This is a genomic window from Methylobacterium sp. WL6 (genome assembly GCF_008040095.1).
In the GTDB taxonomy this organism is placed as follows: domain Bacteria; phylum Pseudomonadota; class Alphaproteobacteria; order Rhizobiales; family Beijerinckiaceae; genus Methylobacterium.
On record NZ_VRVH01000021.1, the window covers coordinates 1 to 18,040 of the forward strand.

Below are 18,040 nucleotides of genomic sequence, written 5' to 3' on the forward strand. Positions count from 1 at the left end.
GCCCCCGAGGGGACGCGGGCCTCACCGGCGCGACCGGGCAGCGCGGCGCGACCGGCGACAGGGGCGAGCGCGGCGAGCCCGGTCCCGTCGGCCCCGCCCTCGACGGCCTGATGCGGCAGGACGTGCTCTGCCGGCGCGACGAGATCCTGATCGGCGCCTATTGCCAAGGCTACGCGGTGCTTCCCTCGGTCACGATCACCGACGGCATCGCCACCGTCGGATGCATGGACCTGCAGTCCAAGCCCGCCAAGAACGCCCGACCGGTCGCGACCTGCCTGAAGAAGCCATGAGCGACCTCCAGTTCTGGCTCTTCCTCGCGGTCGCCATTCCCATCCTGCTCCTGCCGGCTGGGATCGCGGCCTGGAAGGGGCGCAACCTCTGGCCCGTCATCGCCCTGAGCCTCGTGTTCTGGCCGGGCGCGCTGGGTTTGGCCCTGCGGACCAGGCGGCGGTGACGGCGCTGACCGGTACTGCCGTGCATGCCCCCGGCATCGAGCGGACGACGCCGTTGCGCACCATGCGCCGCGATGGTCCGCGGCGCCCTACCGGATGATTTGCCCGCCGGCCGATGCGGACGATGCCGGCGGACCCGGGATCACCGAGCCGCGGTCGCGCTCGCGGATGAAGCCGGCGACCGCCTCCGATTGCAGCGGCACCGAGAGGCGCTCGATGTGCGGGTCGTGCGCGAGCGCCTGCGTCGTCGCCCGCACGTTGGCGTAGGGGTTGCCCTCGGCGCTTTCCAGGAAGAAGGCGCGAGTCGATCGATGACGGCATCGAGTTCACGCATCCGTTCGCAAGACGGCGAGGGTTCGGTGCCGCTCCCGATGTCGCCGATGATGTCGCGGGATCGGACGAAGGGCAGAAGGTCAGGAGCCTTTTGAAGAGTAGAATATAGTTCGCCAGCGGCCCCAGATCGGAGATCGTCTTTCTGGCTCGCCGTCTGCATTAAAAATTCCCTCTCGTTGACTTCGGGCGAGGCCGGGCGGATTTTTCGCAGCCCTTCCCGGTCCCGTCCGACAGGCGTCGGACGCGCGTCCTCGCTCGGGTCGACTGCTTCGGGCGGCTGCACGCGCCATCGCGGCGCGCGGCACCCCGGCCTTCGAACGCCCGAGCGATCAGGAGAGTCCCATGAGCCATCTCCCGCCCGATGCCGTCGAGTTCATCGGCTTCGCGGCTCCTCGCCTGACCTCCGAGATCCATCCGGCGGAGGGTCCGGCGATCGACCGGGACTACCTCGACCGCCTCGCTCAGGCGCACGAGGCCGGCGGCTTCGACCGCATCCTCGTCGCCGCCTACTCGACGGCGCCGGACGCTCTGCTGATCGCGTCCCGGATCGCGGCGGTGACGCGACGGATCGGGCTGATGATCGCCCATCGCACCGGCTTCACCGCGCCGACGGTGGCCGCCCGGCAATTCGCGACGCTCGACCAGCTCACCGGCGGCCGCATCGCCATCCACGCGATCAGCGGCGGCGACGATCGGGACCTGGCACGCGACGGCGATCACCTGAGCAAGGACGAGCGCTACGCCAGGACGCGGGAATTCCTCGACGTCGCGCGCCTGTCCTGGACCGCGGAAACGCCGTTCGACTATGCCGGCAGCTTCTACCAGGTCGAGCAGGGGTTCTCGGAGGTGAAGCCGGTGCGGGCCGACGGCATCCCGGTGTTCTTCGGCGGCGCCTCGCCGGCGGCGCTCGACGTGGCCGGGCGCCATGCCGACACCTACGCCCTCTGGGGCAAGACGCTGGATCAGGTCCGCGACCTCATCGCCCGCGTCCGCGCCGCGGCGGCCCCCTACGGCCGGAATCCGCGCTTCAGCCTGTCGTTCCGGCCGATCCTCGCCGACACGGAGGCGGCGGCCTGGACGCGGGCCGAGGCGATCCTCGCCAGGACCAAGGCTTTGCGCGCGGCCAGGGGCCTCGGCCCCGCGGCGACCCCGCAGAACGAGGGCGCGCGAAGGCTCCTCGCGGCGGCCGCGAGCGGCACCCGCCTGGACAAGCGCCTCTACACGGCGATCGCCGCCGAGACCGGCGCGGCCGGCAATTCCACCGCGCTCGTCGGCGCGCCCGATCAGGTCGCCGAGGCGCTGCTCGACTATCACGACCTCGGCGTGCGCACCTTCCTGATCCGCGGCTTCGATCCGCTGGAGGATGCGATCGGCTACGGTCGCGACCTGCTGCCGGCCTTCCGCGCGCAGCTCGCCAACCGCTCCGCCACCGCGGACGCCGCCTGATGCGCGCGCTTCTGACGGTTCTCGCGCTCCTCGTTGCCCTGGTCCCCGCCCGGGCCGAGGACGTCCTCCGGGTCGGCGACCAGCGCGGCAACGCACGCGCGCTGATGGAGGCCGCCGGCGTCCTCGACGGGCTGCCCTACCGGCTGGCCTGGAGCGAGTTCCCGGCCGCCGCCCCGTTGCTCGAGGCCCTGAACGCCGGCGCGATCGATGCCGGCGGCGTCGGCGACGCGCCCTTCACCTTCGCCGCCGCCGCGGGCGTTCCGGTCAAGGCCTTCCTCGCCTTCCGGAACCGCCAGGACGGGCTCGCGATCCTGGCGGCGGCGGATTCGCCGATCCGCACGGTCGCCGATCTCAAGGGCAGGCGCATCGCGACGAACCGCGGCTCGATCGGGCATCAGGTGGTGCTCGCGGCCCTGGAGGAGGCCGGGCTGCCGGCCGATGCCGTCACCCTGAGCTTCCTGCCGCCGGCCGACGCCAAGATCGCCCTGGCCTCGGGCAGCGTCGACGCCTGGGCGACCTGGGAGCCCTACACTTCCACCGCCGAGCTCGCGGGCCTGGTCCGTGTCGTGCGCGACGGCAACGGCATCACGCCAGGCCTCAGCTTCGCCGTGGCGAGCGACGCCGCGCTGAAGGACAAGCGCGCGCTGCTCGCCGATTTCGGGGAGCGGCTCGCGCGGGCCCGGGCCTGGGCGCTCGCCGACCCCGCCCCCTACGCGAAGGTCTGGTCGAAGCTCATCGGCCTGCCGGAGGCGGTGCCGCTGCGCTGGTTCGGCCGGGCGCAGTACCGCAACGTCCCGATCGACGAGGCCGTGATCGCCGACGAGCAGGCCAACATCGACCTCTACATGCGCGCAGGCCTGATCCCGAAGGCGCGCGCGCCGCGGGCCGAGGCGATCTTCGACACGGGATTCCCGCAACCGGCTGCGTTACGCTGATCGGCCGACGAGCAGGATTCGAGCGATGCACGATCACCACGACGACCCGCACGACCACCCGCACGCCCAGGCCGAGCCGGGTCCGGGCGCCGAGCGCTGGAAGCACGACGGCGTCCGGGTGATCCCCGGCGACAGGCTCGACGCCAACACGGCGCAGACGCCGGGCATGTTCCGGCAGGCGGCGATCAACCATGCCCGCGTCGGCGCGCAGAAGATCTGGGCCGGCACCGTGGCGATCGAGCCCGACGCCAAGACCGGGGTGCACCATCACGGCGCGCTGGAGAGCGTGATCTTCGTGCTGTCGGGGCGCGCCCGGATGCGCTGGGGCGACCGGCTCGAATACGTCGCCGAAGCGGGCCCCGGCGACTTCATCTTCGTGCCGCCCTACGTGCCGCATCAGGAGATCAACGCCTCGCCCGACGAGACGCTGCAATGCGTGCTCGTGCGATCCGACAACGAGGCGGTGGTGGTCAACATCCCGGAGGTCGAGCCGGTGGAGCGGCCCGAGACCGTCCACTGGATCGATCCGATCCACAAGCATCCTTGAGGCCCGGCGCCGCGAGTGCTGAAACGGCGCAGGTCGCGGCGCGTTCTGCAATGCGGGCACCCGAGAGGCCCAGCGCGACATTCACCATCGGCCGGCGGGGCGGGACACCTTGAGACAGGACACGATGCGCCTCGGCGCGTTCTTCTACGCCACCGGCCACCACGTGGCGGGCTGGCGCCACCCGTCGAGCGAGGCCGACGGCGGCCTCAACCTCGAGCGCTATGTCGGCTGGGCGCAGCGGGCCGAGGCGGCGAAGTTCGACCTCGTCTTCCTCGAGGACGGCTCCGGCATCCGCGACTCGAACCTGCGCTCGAGCGAGCGGACCGCGCGCTCGGCGCATTTCGAGCCGGTGACGCTGCTGTCGGCGCTGGCCGCCGTCACCAGCCGGATCGGGCTCGTCGCGACCACCTCGACCAGCTTCAACGAGCCCTACAACGTCGCCCGGCGCTTCGCCTCGCTCGACCACCTCAGCGGCGGCCGGGCCGGCTGGAACCTCGTGACCTCCACGACCGACGCCGAGGCCGCCAATTTCGGCGAGGCCGGCATCGCCCGCCACGGCGACCGCTACGCCCGGGCCGAGGAGTTCGTCGACGTGGTGCTGGGCCTGTGGAACACCTGGGACGACGGCGCCGTCGTCATCGATCGCGCCAGCGGCCAGTTCTCGAAGCCGGACGGCTTCCGCCCGCTGAACCATCGCGGCACGCATTTCGAGGTGCGCGGACCGCTCAACATCGCGCGCACGCCGCAGGGCCAGCCGGTGGTGGTGCAGGCGGGCTCGTCGGGGCCGGGCAAGGATCTGGCGGCCCGCACCGCCGAGGTCGTGTTCACCGCCAACCAGACGCTCGCGGAAGCGGTCGAGTTCGCCGGCGACCTCAAGGCGCGCCTGCCGCGGTTCGGCCGCGAGCCCGGCGACCTCAAGGTCATGCCGGGCCTGTTTCCCGTCGTCGGGCGCAGCGAGGCGGAGGCGCGGGCCAAGTTCGAGGCGCTGCAGGACCTGATCGACCCGGTGGTGGGCCTCGCCCTGCTCGAGCGGATGGTCGGCGGCTTCGACCTCTCCGGGTTCGATCCCGACGGCCCGGTGCCGGAGCTGCCGGAGGCCGAGGGCGCCAAGTCGCGCCAGCAGCTGATGTTCGACCTCGCCCGCCGGGAGGGGCTGACCCTGCGCCAGCTCTACCTGCGGATCGCCGGGGCGCGGGGCCACTCGCAGATCGTCGGCACGCCCATGCAGGTCGCCGACGAGATGGAGGCCCGCTTCCGCGCCGGCGGCGCCGACGGCTTCAACATCATGCCCGCGACCCTGCCCGGCGGCCTCGACGACTTCATCGAGCTGGTCCTGCCGGAGCTGCGCCGGCGCGGCCTCGTCCGGACGGAGTACGAGGGCCGCACGCTGCGCGCGCATCTCGGCACGCGTCCGCCCGCGGGCTTCGGCCCGGCGGCGCCGTCCGGCTCGGGCAGCGGCACGAAGGAGGGACGATGAGCCGGGACCGACGCCTGCATCTCGGGGCGTTCATGCGCCCGCTCGGCATCCATACCGCCTGGTGGCGCTATCCCGGCGGGTACCCGGACGCCAACTTCAACCTCGAGCATCTCGTCCACTTCGCCCACCGGCTGGAGGCGGCGAAGTTCGACGCCTTCTTCATGGCCGACCATCTCGCGGTGATGAACATGCCGCCGGCGGCCTTGCGCCGCTCGGCCACCGTGACCTCGTTCGATCCGCTGACCCTGCTGCCGGCGCTCGCCATGGTCACCGAGCGCATCGGGCTGATCGCCACCGCCTCGACGACCTACAACGAGCCCTACCACGTCGCCCGCAAGTTCGCCTCGCTCGACCACATCTCGAAGGGCCGCGCCGGCTGGAACCTCGTCACCTCGGGCAATCCCGACGAGGCGCACAACTTCGGCCGCGACGCGCATGTCGAGCACGCCACCCGCTACGCCCGCGCCCGCGAGTTCTTCGACGTGGTGACCGGCCTCTGGGACTCGTTCGCCGACGACGCCTTCCGCATGGACCCCGAGAGCGGGCTGTTCTTCGACCCCGACAGGATGCACGTCCTCGATCACCGCGGCGCGTTCCTGAAGGTGAAGGGCCCCCTCAACGTCGCCCGGCCGGTGCAGGGCTGGCCGGTGATCGTGCAGGCCGGCGCCTCCGAAGCCGGACGGCAGATCGCCGCCGAGACCGCCGAGGTGGTGTTCGGGTCGAGCTCCACCCTGGAGGCGGGCCAGTCGTTCTACGCCGACGTCAAGGGCCGCATGCCGGCGCTCGGCCGAGACCCGGACCACCTCAAGATCCTGCCCGGCGCCTTCGTGGTGCTGGGCGGGACCGAGGACGAGGCCAGGGCCAAGAAGGCGCGGCTCGACGACCTCGTCCATCCCGACAGCGGGCTCGCCAACCTCTCGGTGCGCCTCGGCGTCGACGCCTCGGGCTTCGCCCTCGACGCGCCGCTGCCCGAGATCCCCGAGACCAACGCGAGCAAGAGCGGGCAGGCGCAGATCGTCGACTACGCCCGCAGGACCGGCGCAACGGTGCGGGAGCTGGCGCGCAAGGTCGGCGGCTACGGCGGCCTTCAGATGGTCGGGACCGCGGCACAGGTCGCCGACCGGATGGAGGAGTGGCTCGACGGCCGGGCCTGCGACGGCTTCAACGTGATGTTCCCCTTCGTGCCGGAAGGCCTCGACGACGTGGTCGACCGGCTGGTGCCGGAACTGCAGCGCCGCGACCTGTTCCGCCGGGACTACGAGGGGACGACGTTGCGCGACCATCTCGGCCTGCCGCGCCCGGGCAACCGCTTCTTCGCCTGAGGGGGCCCCCGGCAGACGATCCATCCCGGCACGCCCGTGCGTCGGTCCGAGGCGGATCGAAGCGCCGGGCAGCACCGCACGCCCGGATCGCCTCGACAACCCGGACGAAACGCCGTCAGATCGGCGCTCGAGAACCGCGCGGGGTCCCAGGTCGCACGCCAGAAGGAGCGACCGGCGAAGTCCCGTCGGCGATCCGGGAGGAGAGTGCGATGCGTCGGAACGCGCTGCTGTCGGCCCTGGCCGTCGCCACGAGCCTGTCCTGCATCGGCGGGGCCGCCGCCAAGCCGCTCGCCTTCACCGGCATCCGGCTGATCGACGGCCTGTCGGCCGAGCCGGTCGCGGATGCGGTGCTGGTCGTCGACGGCGACCGCATCGTCGCGGCGGGGCCGCGCATGGCGGTCGCGGTGCCGTCCGACGCCGAGATCCGCGAACGGCCCGGGCACACGATTATGCCGGGACTGATCTCCGATCACTCTCACGTCGGCATCGTAAGGGGCGTCGACGTCGGCGCCCGGAACTACACGCGCGAGACCATCCTCGCCCAGCTCGAAGCCTACACCGCCCGGGGCGTCACCACGATCATGGCGCTCGGGCTCAACGGCGCGATCATGCCCGAGATCCGTGCCGAGGCGCATGCGGGTCTCATCCCCGGCGCCGACCTGTTCGGCGTCGACCGCGGCATCGGGGTGCCCGACGGCGGCCCGCCGCAGGCGATGGTGCGCGTCAGCCCGGATCAGCTCTTCCGCCCGGCGAACGCCGACGAGGGCCGCGACGCGGTCCGCGCGATGAAGGCGCGCGGCACCGACATGGTGAAGCTCTGGCTCGACGATTTCGGCGGCTCCGTGCCGGCCAAGATGCAGCCTTCCGTCTACGCGGCGGTGATCGACGAGGCCCATCGCCTCGGCCTGCGGGTCGCGGCCCACGTCCACGATCTCGAGGACGCGCGGGCCGTGGTCCGGGCCGGGGTCGACGTGCTGGCGCACGGCGTCCGCGACAAGCCGGTCGACCCGGACTTCGTCGCGCTGCTGAAGGCGCACGACACCTGGTACATCCCGACCCTGGCCCTCGACGAGGCGACCTTCGCCTACGCCGACGCGCCGGCCTGGGCGCAAACGCCCTTCGTCCGGACGGCGCTCGCGCCCGATCTCAAGGCGCGGTTCGACGACCCCGCCTGGCAGCGCGACACCCGCGCGAGCGCCAAGGCGCAGGCCGCGCGCGCCTCGCTGGCCACGAACCTCGCGAACCTCAAGGCGCTCCAGACCGCCGGCGTCCGGATCGGGTTCGGGACCGACAGCGGCGCCGCCCCCGAGCGCGTCCCCGGCGTGGCCGAGCACCGCGAGCTGGCGCTGATGGTGCAGGCCGGGTTCACGCCGATGGAAGCGCTGACCATCGCGACGGCGCGGGCCGCCGACCTCCTCGGCCTCGCCGACCGCGGCCGCCTGGAAGCGGGTCGCCGCGCCGACTTCGTCGTGCTCGCCGCCGATCCGTCCGAGGACATCGCCGCCAGCACCCGGATCGTCGAGGTTTGGCAGCGCGGGCGGCCGCAGGCGGTCGCCCCGTCCGCCGCGCCCTGACGGCGCGTCGCAGCGTCGGCATTCTCAGGCGGAGCCTGCGATGCTGCCCCGGCACGCCGGCCGAGGCCGAGTTCTCGCAGGACAGGGCGGAACCCCGCGTTCGCCGAGGCGGCGACGCGCCGCAGGGGCTCACGCGCCTGTGACGCGGCGGCTTGGCAACAATCGGGGGCGAGGGTGATTGGGCAGGGGCGCCACGGTCCCGGGCGCCCCTTTCATCCCCATACCGACGAGAGATTTATGACGCCTCAATTCTGGCTGTGGCTGGGCTTTGCAGGAATGGCGGCAGGCGCCGCCGTGATCCTGTTCATCGCGAAGCGGCGCACGCCCGCCGAAGAAGCCGACGGGATCATCCACGGAATCGTGCCGATCATCGCGGCCTGCTCCTACTTCGCCATGGCGACGGGCCAGGGCAGCATCACCCTTCCGGCCGGTCCCGATGCGGCGGAGGCTGCGCGGCAGTTCTACTTCGCACGCTACATCGACTGGACCTTCACCACGCCGCTCCTGCTCGTCGGGCTCTCGCGCACCGCGATGCATTCCGGCATGCGCCGGCCGGCCGTCGTCTGGGGGCTGATCGGCTCCGACCTGCTCATGATCGTGACGGCCCTGGCCTTCGGCCTGTCCGACGTCGCCGCCGTGAAGTGGACGTGGTTCGCCATCTCCTGCGGCGCGTTCCTGGCCGTGTTCTACGGGATCTTCGTGCAGCTGCGCGAGGAGAACGCCGGCGAGCGGGCCGACGTGCGCAAGGCCTTCCTGCGCAATGCCGTGTTCCTCACCGGGGTGTGGTGCGCCTACCCGGTGGTGCTGCTCGTCGGCCAGGACGGCCTCGGCATCCTGTCGCCGAGCCTCGCGCTGGCGGTGATCGCGATCCTCGATCTCACCGCCAAGGTCGTCTACGGCATCATGGCGACGCTGGAGACGACCCGCGCCGTCGACCGCGACCTGGCGGAGGGGCGGACGGCCACGACGCCGCTGCGCCGGGCGGCCTGATGCTCCTGGCGGCTCGATCGTCCCTCTCCCGCCTCGCGGGGCCCGACGGCGCGAGCCGCCACCGCATCCATGCGGGGGTGACCGGCCTGCCGCAACTCGCCGCCGCGCTCGTCGCGCTCGGGCTGGTCGCCTCCGCGTTCCTCCCGCGCGAAGCCTCCTGGCTCGTCGCCCTGACGGTCGTCATCGTCCTCGGCATTCCGCACGGTGCGCTCGACGGCGCGGTGGCGGCCCCGCTGCTGCGCCCGCGCTACGGCCGAGCGTGGTTCGGGGTCTTCGCCGTTCCCTATCTCGGCCTCTCGGCCCTCGTCCTCCTGGCCTGGCAGATCGCCCCGCTGGCGACGCTTGCGGGCTTCCTCGGGTTGTCGGTCCTGCATTTCGGCGAGGAGGATTCGGGCCCGGGCCGACCGTTCGAGGCGCTCGTGCGCGGTGGCCTCCCGATCGCCCTGCCGGCGCTCCTGCATCCGCCCGAGACGGCGGAGATCTTCTCGGCGGTCGCACGGGTGCCGATGCCGTCGCTTCCCGCTTGGTGGACGGCCGCCGCCTGGCTCTGGCTCGCCCTCGCGGCGGCCTGGCTCCTCGGCCGTCGCGTGCGGCCGGCGGTGCAGGCCGAGATATCCGTCCTGGCCGCCGCCTTCTGGCTGCTGCCGCCGCTCACCGCGTTCACCCTGTACTTCGTCGTCCTCCATGGCCCCCGGCACATGCGGGCGCTGGTGCGGGACCCGGCGAAGGCGCCCGGCGTTGACACGATGCCGCGCGCTGTCCGCGCCGCGCTGCCGGTCTTCGCGTTGACGCTGCTGCTCGGCGCGGGGCTGTGGCCGCTCTACGCCGCCGGCGCCGCGGATGCGCCGGCCAACCTCCTGACCCTGACGCTCCAGATGCTGTCCGCCCTGACCGTGCCGCACGTCCTCCTCGACCGCATTGCGAGCCGGTCGCAAGGCTGATCCCGGAGCCGTCGACACGCGGATCGCGCGGCGATCTGATCGGATCCGGCTCGGGGCTCGCCCGAGGGACCTCGGCATCGATCACCTACGGCATCGATCCTCTCGCGCCGGCCACTGTAGGCGAGCGCGGCGACGCGCAGCGATCATCACCGCGATCGCCCAGTGTCGGACAGCTCCGAACGCACGCGCGACTTCGCGGCAAGTGCATTCGACCGATGTCTTGAAGTCGCCATCGGCGGACGATCAGAGCCGCCGAGTGACTTTTGCCACACTCCCGACGCAAAAGCCGAGCTTGCAAGTCCCGTCGGCTGTCACCGGTCTTGGCTTGGCAGTACATTGGCGCAGCGTCGGTCGGAGCGTGCTTCGATCGGGCCGCAGGACATGGGACGCTCGGGATCATGATCATGGATGGTGGGCGTGCCGATGCCGGCGCGATGGACCGGACCGCTCGGCTTCGGACGGCGCTTCTGAGCCGCAGGTCGTTCCTGGCCGGCTCGGCGGTCGGCCTCGGCGCCCTCGGCCTCGGCAGCTGCGCGACCACCGACGGCATCCTGCTGGCCGAGGCAGCCAAGACCTACGGGCCGATGCCGGACGAGAAGTTCCCGATCCCAGCGGTCGACATCAGCAAGGTCGACCCGAAATACTATCGCCGGACGGTACGCTACGAGACCAAGGAAGCGCCCGGCACGATCGTCGTCGATCCCGCCAACTACTACGTCTACCGCATCGAGGGCGACGGAGCCGCGACCCGCTACGGCGCCAATGTCGGGCGCGACGGGTTCCTCTGGCACGGCGACGCCTATGTCGGCCGCAAGTCGGAGTGGGCGACCTGGACGCCACCCAAGGAGATGATCCGGCGCCAGCCGGAGGCGGCCCAATACGCCCGCGGCATGCCGGGCGGCCTCGACAACCCGCTGGGCGCCCGCACCCTGCATCTCTACCAGAACGGCGCCTACACGCTCTACACGATCTACGCCTCGAGCGAGCCCGACACGATCGGCACCGGCATCACGAGCGGCTGCGTCGGCCTGCTCAGCCAGGACATGATCCACCTCTACGCCCGGACGCCGGTGAAGACCAAGGTGGTCGTCCTTCCGGCGTAGCCGAACGTTCGACCCTGCCCGGGAGGCCGAGCCGGCGCGCGGTCTCGCGGCGGCGGTCTGCGCCGCGCCAGGAAGGCGGGAAGACAGGCGGAAGGGGTGTCTGAGACACCCTGCGCCAGGACGCGTCACCGGGATATCGGCCGCCGGCACTGGAGGTGTTCGTGCCGGCCATCACCGCTTGGCCGGCTACGCTCGGTCGTTGTCGCGCCCGGCACCCGGTCCTCGTCACGAGCTCGCCTGGGGCGAACCAGCGCCCATGCAGCGGGACGACCGGCTCGTATCGGGATTCCTCGGCGCACGACCCTTCGCGGTTCAGGCGAGATGGCGCCCTTCCGCCAAGCCGAACTGGAGATAATGGTGCAGCGGATCCATGCCGGCCGCCGCCACGTCCGGGTTGGCGGCCAGGTATGCGGCCGTGTGGAACGCCACGCTCGGGTCTCGGCCCTGGAACCATCCCGACTGCTCGTAGTGCAACAGCGGGTTGGTGCCGGATGCCGCCACGTCCGGGTTGGCGGCAAGGTAGCCGGTCGTCGAGAAGTAGGCGTCCGGGTCGCGGCCCTCCCGGGCGCCGTATGTGAGGTAGTGCGTGAAGGCAAACGAATCGGCGGTCGCGGTCTGCGTACGGGCGGCGGTGGCCACATCCGCGTTCGTGGCGAGGTAATAGGTCGCGTCGAAGTCGCCGTAGAGGTGGTGGCCGCCGCCTTGGGCGATCGTCAGCCCGGGAAACGCGGCGCGGCCCTCCGCCTGGCCGTAGCCGAGGTAGTGCGCCAGCGGGTCGACCTTCGCGGCAGCGACGTCCGGGTTCGCCGCGAGGTAGGCCTCGCCCGAGAAGCCCGGGCCGAGGCTGCGGCCCTCGCGCCAACCGAACATGTCGTAATGGGTCAGCGGGTTGACGCCAGCGGCAGCGACGTCGGGGTTGGCGGCAAGGTAGGCCGCGGTCGAGAAGAATGCGTTCGGATCGCGGCCCTCGTGCCAGCCGTACTGTGCGTAGTGCTGTTCGGGATCGACGTGGGCGCGCCAGACGTCGAGGTTGTGCGCGTCGTAGTAGAGGTCGTCGACGAGAGCCGATCCATGAGCCTCGTCTATCGTGCCGTCGGTGAAATGAAGGTGGCCGATGCCGGTGACATCGTGAACCATGCCATCCGGTCCCGTCAGCAGGGCATCACCATTGCGATAACCGACATTTGCCTGCGTGAACGCGAAAGCGAAGGTCGCGTCGGACGCTGGCGCAGGCGCGGCGGCGGTAACAGTAAGGGTGCTCGAGGCTGCGCCGCCATGACCATCACCTGCGATATACGTAAAGGACTCGGCACCTGCAGCCTGAGATAGGTAGCTGTAATGACCGTCCGATCCGATCGTGAGGATACCATGCTGGCTTGCGATCGTGACTTCACCTGTGTTCGCAACGTCATAAGTCGTTCCGGCGTTCGTACGCACGGTCGTGACATGCAAAGCATTGCCGCCTAAACTGATGTCGTTGGCGAGCAGGTTCCCTGTCGCGATGGTGTGCGCGCTGAGCGTAAGGGCGTCAGCCTTCGCAATCGGCGTGCTGGCCACGGTGAAGTCGAACGAGACCGGCACCGCGGCGTTGCCGGCACGATCGGTCGCGGATGCCGTGACCGTGTGCGCACCGAGGCCGAAGGTCTGGCCGGACACGACGACGGCTTGGCCTTCCTTGAACACCACCGGATCGGCTCCATCGACGGCATCGGTGGACGCGGCCGTGAAGACGACCGGCGCACCGGCCGTGGAGGTCGCCTCGACCTGGGCGGACGGCCGCGCGCTGAGGGTCAGGTTGGGGCGCGTGGTGTCGGCCACGGTGAAGTCGAACGCGATCGGCACCGCGGCGTTGCCGGCACGATCGGTCGCGGACGCGACGACCGTGTGCGCACCGAGGCCGAAGGTCTGGCCGGACACGACGACGGCTTGGCCTTCCTTGAACACCACCGGATCGGCTCCGTCGACCGCATCGGTGGACGTGGCCGCGAAGACGACCGGCGCACCGGCCGCGGATGTCGCCTCGACCTGAGCGGGCGGTTGCACGCCGAGCGTCAGGTTGGGGCGCGCGGTGTCGGCCACGGTAAAGTCGAACGAGACCGGCACCGCGGCGTTGCCGGCACGATCGGTCGCGGATGCCGTGACCGTGTGCGCACCGAGGCCGAAGGTCTGGCCGGACACGACGACGGCTTGGCCCTCCCTGAACACCACCGGTTCGGCTCCATCGACGGCATCGGTGGACGTGGCCGCGAAGACGACCGGCGCACCGGCCGCGGATGTCGCCTCGACCTGAGCGGGCGGTTGCACGCCGAGCGTCAGGTTGGGGCGCGTGGTGTCGGCCACGGTGAAGTCGAACGCGATCGGCACCGCGGCGTTGCCGGCACGATCGGTCGCGGACGCGACGACCGTGTGCGCACCGAGGCCGAAGGTCTGGCCGGACACGACGACGGCTTGGCCTTCCTTGAACACCACCGGATCGGCTCCGTCGACCGCATCGGTGGACGTGGCCGCGAAGACGACCGGCGCACCGGCCGCGGATGTCGCCTCGACCTGAGCGGGCGGCCGCGCGCCGAGGGTCAGGATTGGGGATGTGAAATCGGAGACGACAGAGAGGCCACGGGCGTCGACCCAAGCGGGCATGTTTTGGTCGTCGTAGACGGCCGCACCGATGCCTGGAAGATTCGTCAGAGCGATACGATCGCCACCCCAGCCATAAAACAGCTTTTCTCCAGCCACCACCTCATGATCGAAGGTCAATAAAAGCTTGTTGTTCCCCAATAGATCCGCCCGAACCGCAACCGCATCGGGGGAAGCATCGGTGTAATCGGCGCGCAGGCTCCAGCCTGCACCGAGGCGCGCGCTGGAACTCAGCGGAAGCAAACCGGATGCAGCGTCGAATTGGAACGTCAGCACGAGTTGCCGAGAATGTCCGTAAACGGCATTCGCAAAAACAACCTGTGGCCCGGCATCGTCAATGTTTCCACCGGCCAGGGCGAGCGGCGAGCCCGACAGCGCAGACGCTCGAAATTCTTCGGCGACGCCGAGCGCGATGCGATGAGCCCACTGTGCACTATCAGCCTGATTGCCGTGAAGGCTTCCAGGCAATACAGGCTTTGTCACATCCAGATTGACGTCCATATCGACGTTGCTGGATTGACTTACCGCAAACGCCGCATTGAATTTCGAGTCTTCGGTGAGCCGTGTTTGGCCGACGCGGATATCCTGGTTCTTTATAGCTCCTTGAAAAGGGATCGCGTTGACGAAGAGATAGGGCGTCGTACCCGCATCCTGCCCGAGCGTGGCGCGGAGGGGACCCGCTTCGTAACGGACAGCACTTTCCCACAGGTCGGTCGTAAGACCTGAATTCAGGCTGTCATTCTCGTTATGCAACCAGACTATTGCGGTGGGATTGGCGCGGTCTGCAGCGCTCAACTTTCCGAGAGCGCTCAGCAGCCCGAGCTCCTGGACGTTGGCAGTCCACCCTTTCGTATAATCCCCGCCGTTCGCCGTCAGCCAGTTGGTCGTTAGACCGGTCCCGCCCCATTCCGTGTTGGATCCATCGGAGTTGTTCCAATCCCCGACGATATTGACCTTGTGACCAACGCCGTCAAATCCTAGCAGATGTTCGATGTCCTCTTTGATAACCGGCATCAGACCATTTGTTGTGATATAGCGCGCGTTAGATTGCCCCCGTATGACAACGTTGATAGTCGACGATGCAGGCACATCGCCGGTCTTGGCCACATCGGCATCGGGAACAAAACCCTTGTTCAACCCATCCGTGGTCATGCTCGTTGTGAGAGGTCGAGGAGAAGAACTCTTGAGCCCATCCGGCGATGCGACGACGACAGTGTATGAACCGGCGGTTACGCTGCCAAAACTATAATGGCCGCTCGAGTCCGAAGTCGTGGTGAGCAAAGCGTGGCCGCTCGAGTCGAAAAGCGCCACGCTTGCTTGGCGAATTCCCGTCTCTCCGGCGCTCAGAAGCCCGTCGCCATTGCTGTCGCTGTAGATAGTTCCGCCGATGATGATATGGTCCGGGCTTCCCGAAAGTGCTAGATTTCTCGACCCCGTATTGGCACCTGCAGCCAAGACAATGGACTGCGAGGAGAACGCATTCGTCGCGGTGCCGTCAGTCGGCGCCACGGAGTATGAGTAGGTTCCCGGTTTCAGGCCCGCAAAGCTGAAAACGCCATCGAGCGTCGCGTTGCTATAGTCGTGATGACTGCTCGTTGTCGTGTCGACCACGGATCCATTGCTATCACGCAGAGTAACGACAGCACCGCTGAGCGACGCCTCCCCCGCGTCATATTTCCCATTTCCATTTGCATCGACGAAAACGACGCCGCGGAAAGCCGCGGTGGAGTTCATGCCTTCGTTGAAGATGGTCGTCGCATTCTGATATGCGGATATATTATCAACTGACGTATATCCTGTTCGCAACTCAAAATCACCGACAGTTCCCCTGAGGAACGGCCCAGATGTCACCTGAGCGATCAAAGGTTTGAACTGGAGGCTGTAAATCCCATCGTCGAGACCGTCGAAGACGTAAGCTCCGCTCGCCGACGTCGTTTGCGTGGCGATCCGATTCCCGGTGCTGTCGAGGAGATCAACGACAAGGCCTGAGACGGCAGCTTCGCCTGTATCCTTGATGCCGTTGGCGTTCGGGTCGGCAAAAGCGATCCCAGAGATCTTTGCGCTTGCGGTCATCGGTCCCTACGTATTTTTTCTTAGAATTTCACGGCGTCGTCGAATCGCCGCTCCGGAAAGGGATAAATGCACATTGCAATATCGTGCAAGACCCGAAGGTGACATAATCGGGCCCCTTGCGAGTGGTCCGCCCTGAAGCATGATGATCGCGCCGGCGCAGGATGAAACCGATGGCGTGTCTGGTCCCGGCATTCGGTGGAGCGGGTTCGACCTGAAGGGGCCGGGCTCGGCGGGCCACGCTCGCAGATGGCCTCTCAGGGCGTGAGGCCGCGCAGGGCCATGGCGCGGCGGCCAAGGTCGTCGGCGCTCTGACGAAGTCGGGCGGGTGAGACCGCATCACCGGATCGAAGGCGCTTCGCGACCAGGCGCAAGTCGATGCCGAGCGGGCGCAGGCCATGCTCGAAAGCTCCGGCAATCGGGCGGTGACGCCTGCCACCGCGCGCCGGTTCGCCAACGTTGGCACGGCAGCGTATCCGCCTCGGCGGCGGCTATCGGCGGGATCACCTGCGCGCCTTCGCCCAGCGGGTCGAGGTCGAAGAGGCCGAAGTCCGCATCATGGGATCGAAGGGAGAGCCGCTTCGCACGCTCACCGCCGTTTCTAGCGGGAAATCGGCGTGCCCAGCTTGGGACTGAAGTGGCGGAAGGGGTGTCCGATACCGGACTTTAATTTTTTTGTTGGGTTTTTTCGATTTTATCGGGCGTGCCCAAGCATTTGCCCAAGCGGAGTGGTCACGCTTTTGTTCGAGGGGTGATTAATTGGAGGTTAGGAGTGGAGATAGGTGGAACTGTAACGCCAGGGTTATGACCCAGCAAATTCTCAACCCGATAGAACAGCTAAGCCATTGTCAGGGCATGCGCTTCAGCTTCACGCGCACACCGAATGGACACGATCCTGCGTACAATGCCAAGGGCGGCTGGAAGCGCTCAGCGATGAACTCTCGCGCGTCGCGTTTCACTGCATGTGGATCGGCGTCGAAACATGACCTTGGCCGATCCGTGCCTAATTTTATGACGCAGTGCGAAAATCCGAGTTTCCAGTGAGGTCACGATCGGCGCCGGGCGTGAGCCCATCTCTCGAAGTATTTTGGCCACCATCGCGGTGATTTAACAGAGTTGAAGGAGGGGCATGCTTCGAAGCCGATCCTAAATTGGCGATCCGCGAGTTCAAATTCCGCCGATCGGATCGTTGGGGGGCGACGCGCACCCTCATCGCGCACACGCACCGAGGCTGGCCGCCGGCGTTGGCGTGCTCTCGGCTGCGAATTCCGAGCCCAGGGATGCCAGCTCGGAACGGAGTTCATCGGCCCGCCGTCGATGATGCTGTGCGACTTGGCGTATGGCATCCGCCGCGCTGTCGGTATCCAGATCGTCGGCGAGCGCCGCTTGCTGATCCGCCATAGCCTCGAGTTCCGCTATGCTGAAGGCTATCTGCCTCACCAGTCCGAGCATGATGTCACGCCCCGCATTGCACAGAAGATAGGGTGCGATGCAACATGCAACTATCAGTCCAAGTCTGTAAATAGATCACGATCGATTGCTCCACGACAAAGGTGCGGCCAGTATGTGGACGCATAGGACACCGTCCAAAGGGGCCGCTCGGCAAGCATCGACGCAAACGGATTCTCGTCGCGGATCGGGTTGCCCACGCGTCGCACACGATCACGGTCGATCGTCGCCGTTTGAGCGGACGTCATCGCATCACCGTAGTACTGGTTGCGGACCAGCGCAGAGCGCTCCACGCTGTTCGGAGGGAGGCGCGAACGATCGTCGGTGCAGCGCGAGGTGGGTGCATTGCGCTGCACAGAGCGGGATAGAGAAGGCTCGGCAAGACGTGATGTCTGCTCTTCGTCCGCCCCGGCGGGAATTCATCGCCAGATCAGGGTAAGCGCGGGGGCGGTGACGGCAGCTCCGGCGGGGCTGGTCCGGCATGCGGATCCGGTGCACGGCCCGGAGATGGGAACGACGCTCGCCTGTTCGCTTGAAGGATTTTTCCGACGGCGATGCCCAACGGAACGGACATCAGCAACCAACTGCGAAGGAATCGAAGAAGCCGGAGCATGGGCATGGTTCCGTACTGCCAAGGTGTGCGATGGACGATCGATCCGGTCGTCCTCCCGGAATCGTGGTGACACCGGACGAGCGATGATGGCGACCCTGCGGGCCGCCCAACGGGGGATACCCGCACGGTGCGCAGCCATGGCACAAATCGCAGC

14 protein-coding genes are annotated in these 18,040 nt (G+C 68.5%); 11 read left to right on the forward strand and 3 right to left on the reverse strand.

What is annotated here, in order from left to right; all coding sequences use genetic code 11:
* Together FV230_RS29380 and FV230_RS29385 are read left to right on the forward strand one after the other, a co-directional pair.
* A partial coding sequence (locus FV230_RS29380; RefSeq protein WP_187275394.1) for a collagen-like protein occupies window positions 1-290 on the forward strand: 290 nt, incomplete at its 5' end.
* Window positions 287-454, forward strand: a complete 168-nt coding sequence (locus FV230_RS29385) for a hypothetical protein (RefSeq protein ID WP_187275395.1) — start codon at window positions 287-289, stop codon at window positions 452-454. The genes FV230_RS29380 and FV230_RS29385, both read left to right, overlap by 4 nt.
* Before the next feature lie 87 nt (window positions 455-541).
* On the opposite strand, the gene FV230_RS29390 is transcribed toward FV230_RS29385, so the two are convergent.
* Window positions 542-709, reverse strand: a complete 168-nt coding sequence (locus FV230_RS29390) for a hypothetical protein (RefSeq protein WP_187275396.1) — start codon at window positions 707-709, stop codon at window positions 542-544.
* Between the two features lie 418 nt (window positions 710-1,127).
* On the opposite strand from FV230_RS29390, the gene FV230_RS05405 reads away from it, so the two are divergent.
* The 9 genes from FV230_RS05405 to FV230_RS05445 all read left to right on the forward strand — a co-directional run bounded on the left by FV230_RS05405 (window position 1,128) and on the right by FV230_RS05445 (window position 11,120).
* On the forward strand, window positions 1,128-2,231 hold the full coding sequence (locus FV230_RS05405; RefSeq protein WP_147841573.1) for an LLM class flavin-dependent oxidoreductase: 1,104 nt from the start codon (window positions 1,128-1,130) through the stop codon (window positions 2,229-2,231).
* The gene (locus FV230_RS05410) at window positions 2,231-3,166 is read left to right on the forward strand and encodes an ABC transporter substrate-binding protein (protein WP_147841574.1); all 936 of its coding nucleotides are present in this window, start codon (window positions 2,231-2,233) and stop codon (window positions 3,164-3,166) included. The genes FV230_RS05405 and FV230_RS05410 overlap by 1 nt, the downstream gene beginning before the upstream one ends.
* Window positions 3,167-3,191: 25 nt before the next feature.
* Entirely contained in the window at window positions 3,192-3,713 is a 522-nt protein-coding gene (locus tag FV230_RS05415) for a cupin domain-containing protein (RefSeq protein ID WP_147726206.1), read from the forward strand.
* A 109-nt stretch (window positions 3,714-3,822) separates the two neighbouring features.
* On the forward strand, window positions 3,823-5,190 hold the full coding sequence (locus FV230_RS05420; RefSeq protein ID WP_147841575.1) for an LLM class flavin-dependent oxidoreductase: 1,368 nt from the start codon (window positions 3,823-3,825) through the stop codon (window positions 5,188-5,190).
* Window positions 5,187-6,512 (forward strand): LLM class flavin-dependent oxidoreductase, encoded by a 1,326-nt coding sequence (locus tag FV230_RS05425; RefSeq protein WP_147841576.1) that lies wholly within the window; start codon window positions 5,187-5,189, stop codon window positions 6,510-6,512. The genes FV230_RS05420 and FV230_RS05425 overlap by 4 nt, the downstream gene beginning before the upstream one ends.
* A 209-nt stretch (window positions 6,513-6,721) precedes the next feature.
* Window positions 6,722-8,086: an amidohydrolase family protein gene (locus tag FV230_RS05430; RefSeq protein WP_147841577.1), complete on the forward strand. Its 1,365-nt coding sequence runs from the start codon at window positions 6,722-6,724 to the stop codon at window positions 8,084-8,086.
* Between the two features lie 237 nt (window positions 8,087-8,323).
* Window positions 8,324-9,076 carry a bacteriorhodopsin gene (locus FV230_RS05435; RefSeq protein ID WP_147841578.1) on the forward strand — a complete coding sequence of 251 codons (753 nt, stop codon included), beginning with the start codon at window positions 8,324-8,326 and terminating at the stop codon, window positions 9,074-9,076.
* Entirely contained in the window at window positions 9,076-10,017 is a 942-nt protein-coding gene (locus tag FV230_RS05440) for a Brp/Blh family beta-carotene 15,15'-dioxygenase (RefSeq protein WP_147841579.1), read from the forward strand. Before FV230_RS05435 ends, FV230_RS05440 begins: the two co-directional genes overlap by 1 nt.
* A gap of 398 nt (window positions 10,018-10,415) precedes the next feature.
* The gene (locus FV230_RS05445) at window positions 10,416-11,120 is read left to right on the forward strand and encodes a L,D-transpeptidase (RefSeq protein ID WP_147841580.1); all 705 of its coding nucleotides are present in this window, start codon (window positions 10,416-10,418) and stop codon (window positions 11,118-11,120) included.
* Between the two features lie 312 nt (window positions 11,121-11,432).
* On the opposite strand, the gene FV230_RS05450 is transcribed toward FV230_RS05445, so the two are convergent.
* A complete protein-coding gene (locus FV230_RS05450) occupies window positions 11,433-15,827 on the reverse strand; it encodes an SdrD B-like domain-containing protein (RefSeq protein WP_147841581.1) in 4,395 nt (1,464 codons plus the stop codon).
* Window positions 15,828-17,033: 1,206 nt separating this feature from the next.
* Entirely contained in the window at window positions 17,034-17,276 is a 243-nt protein-coding gene (locus FV230_RS05460; RefSeq protein ID WP_147841582.1) for a hypothetical protein, read from the reverse strand.
* Window positions 17,277-18,040: the final 764 nt, after the last annotated feature.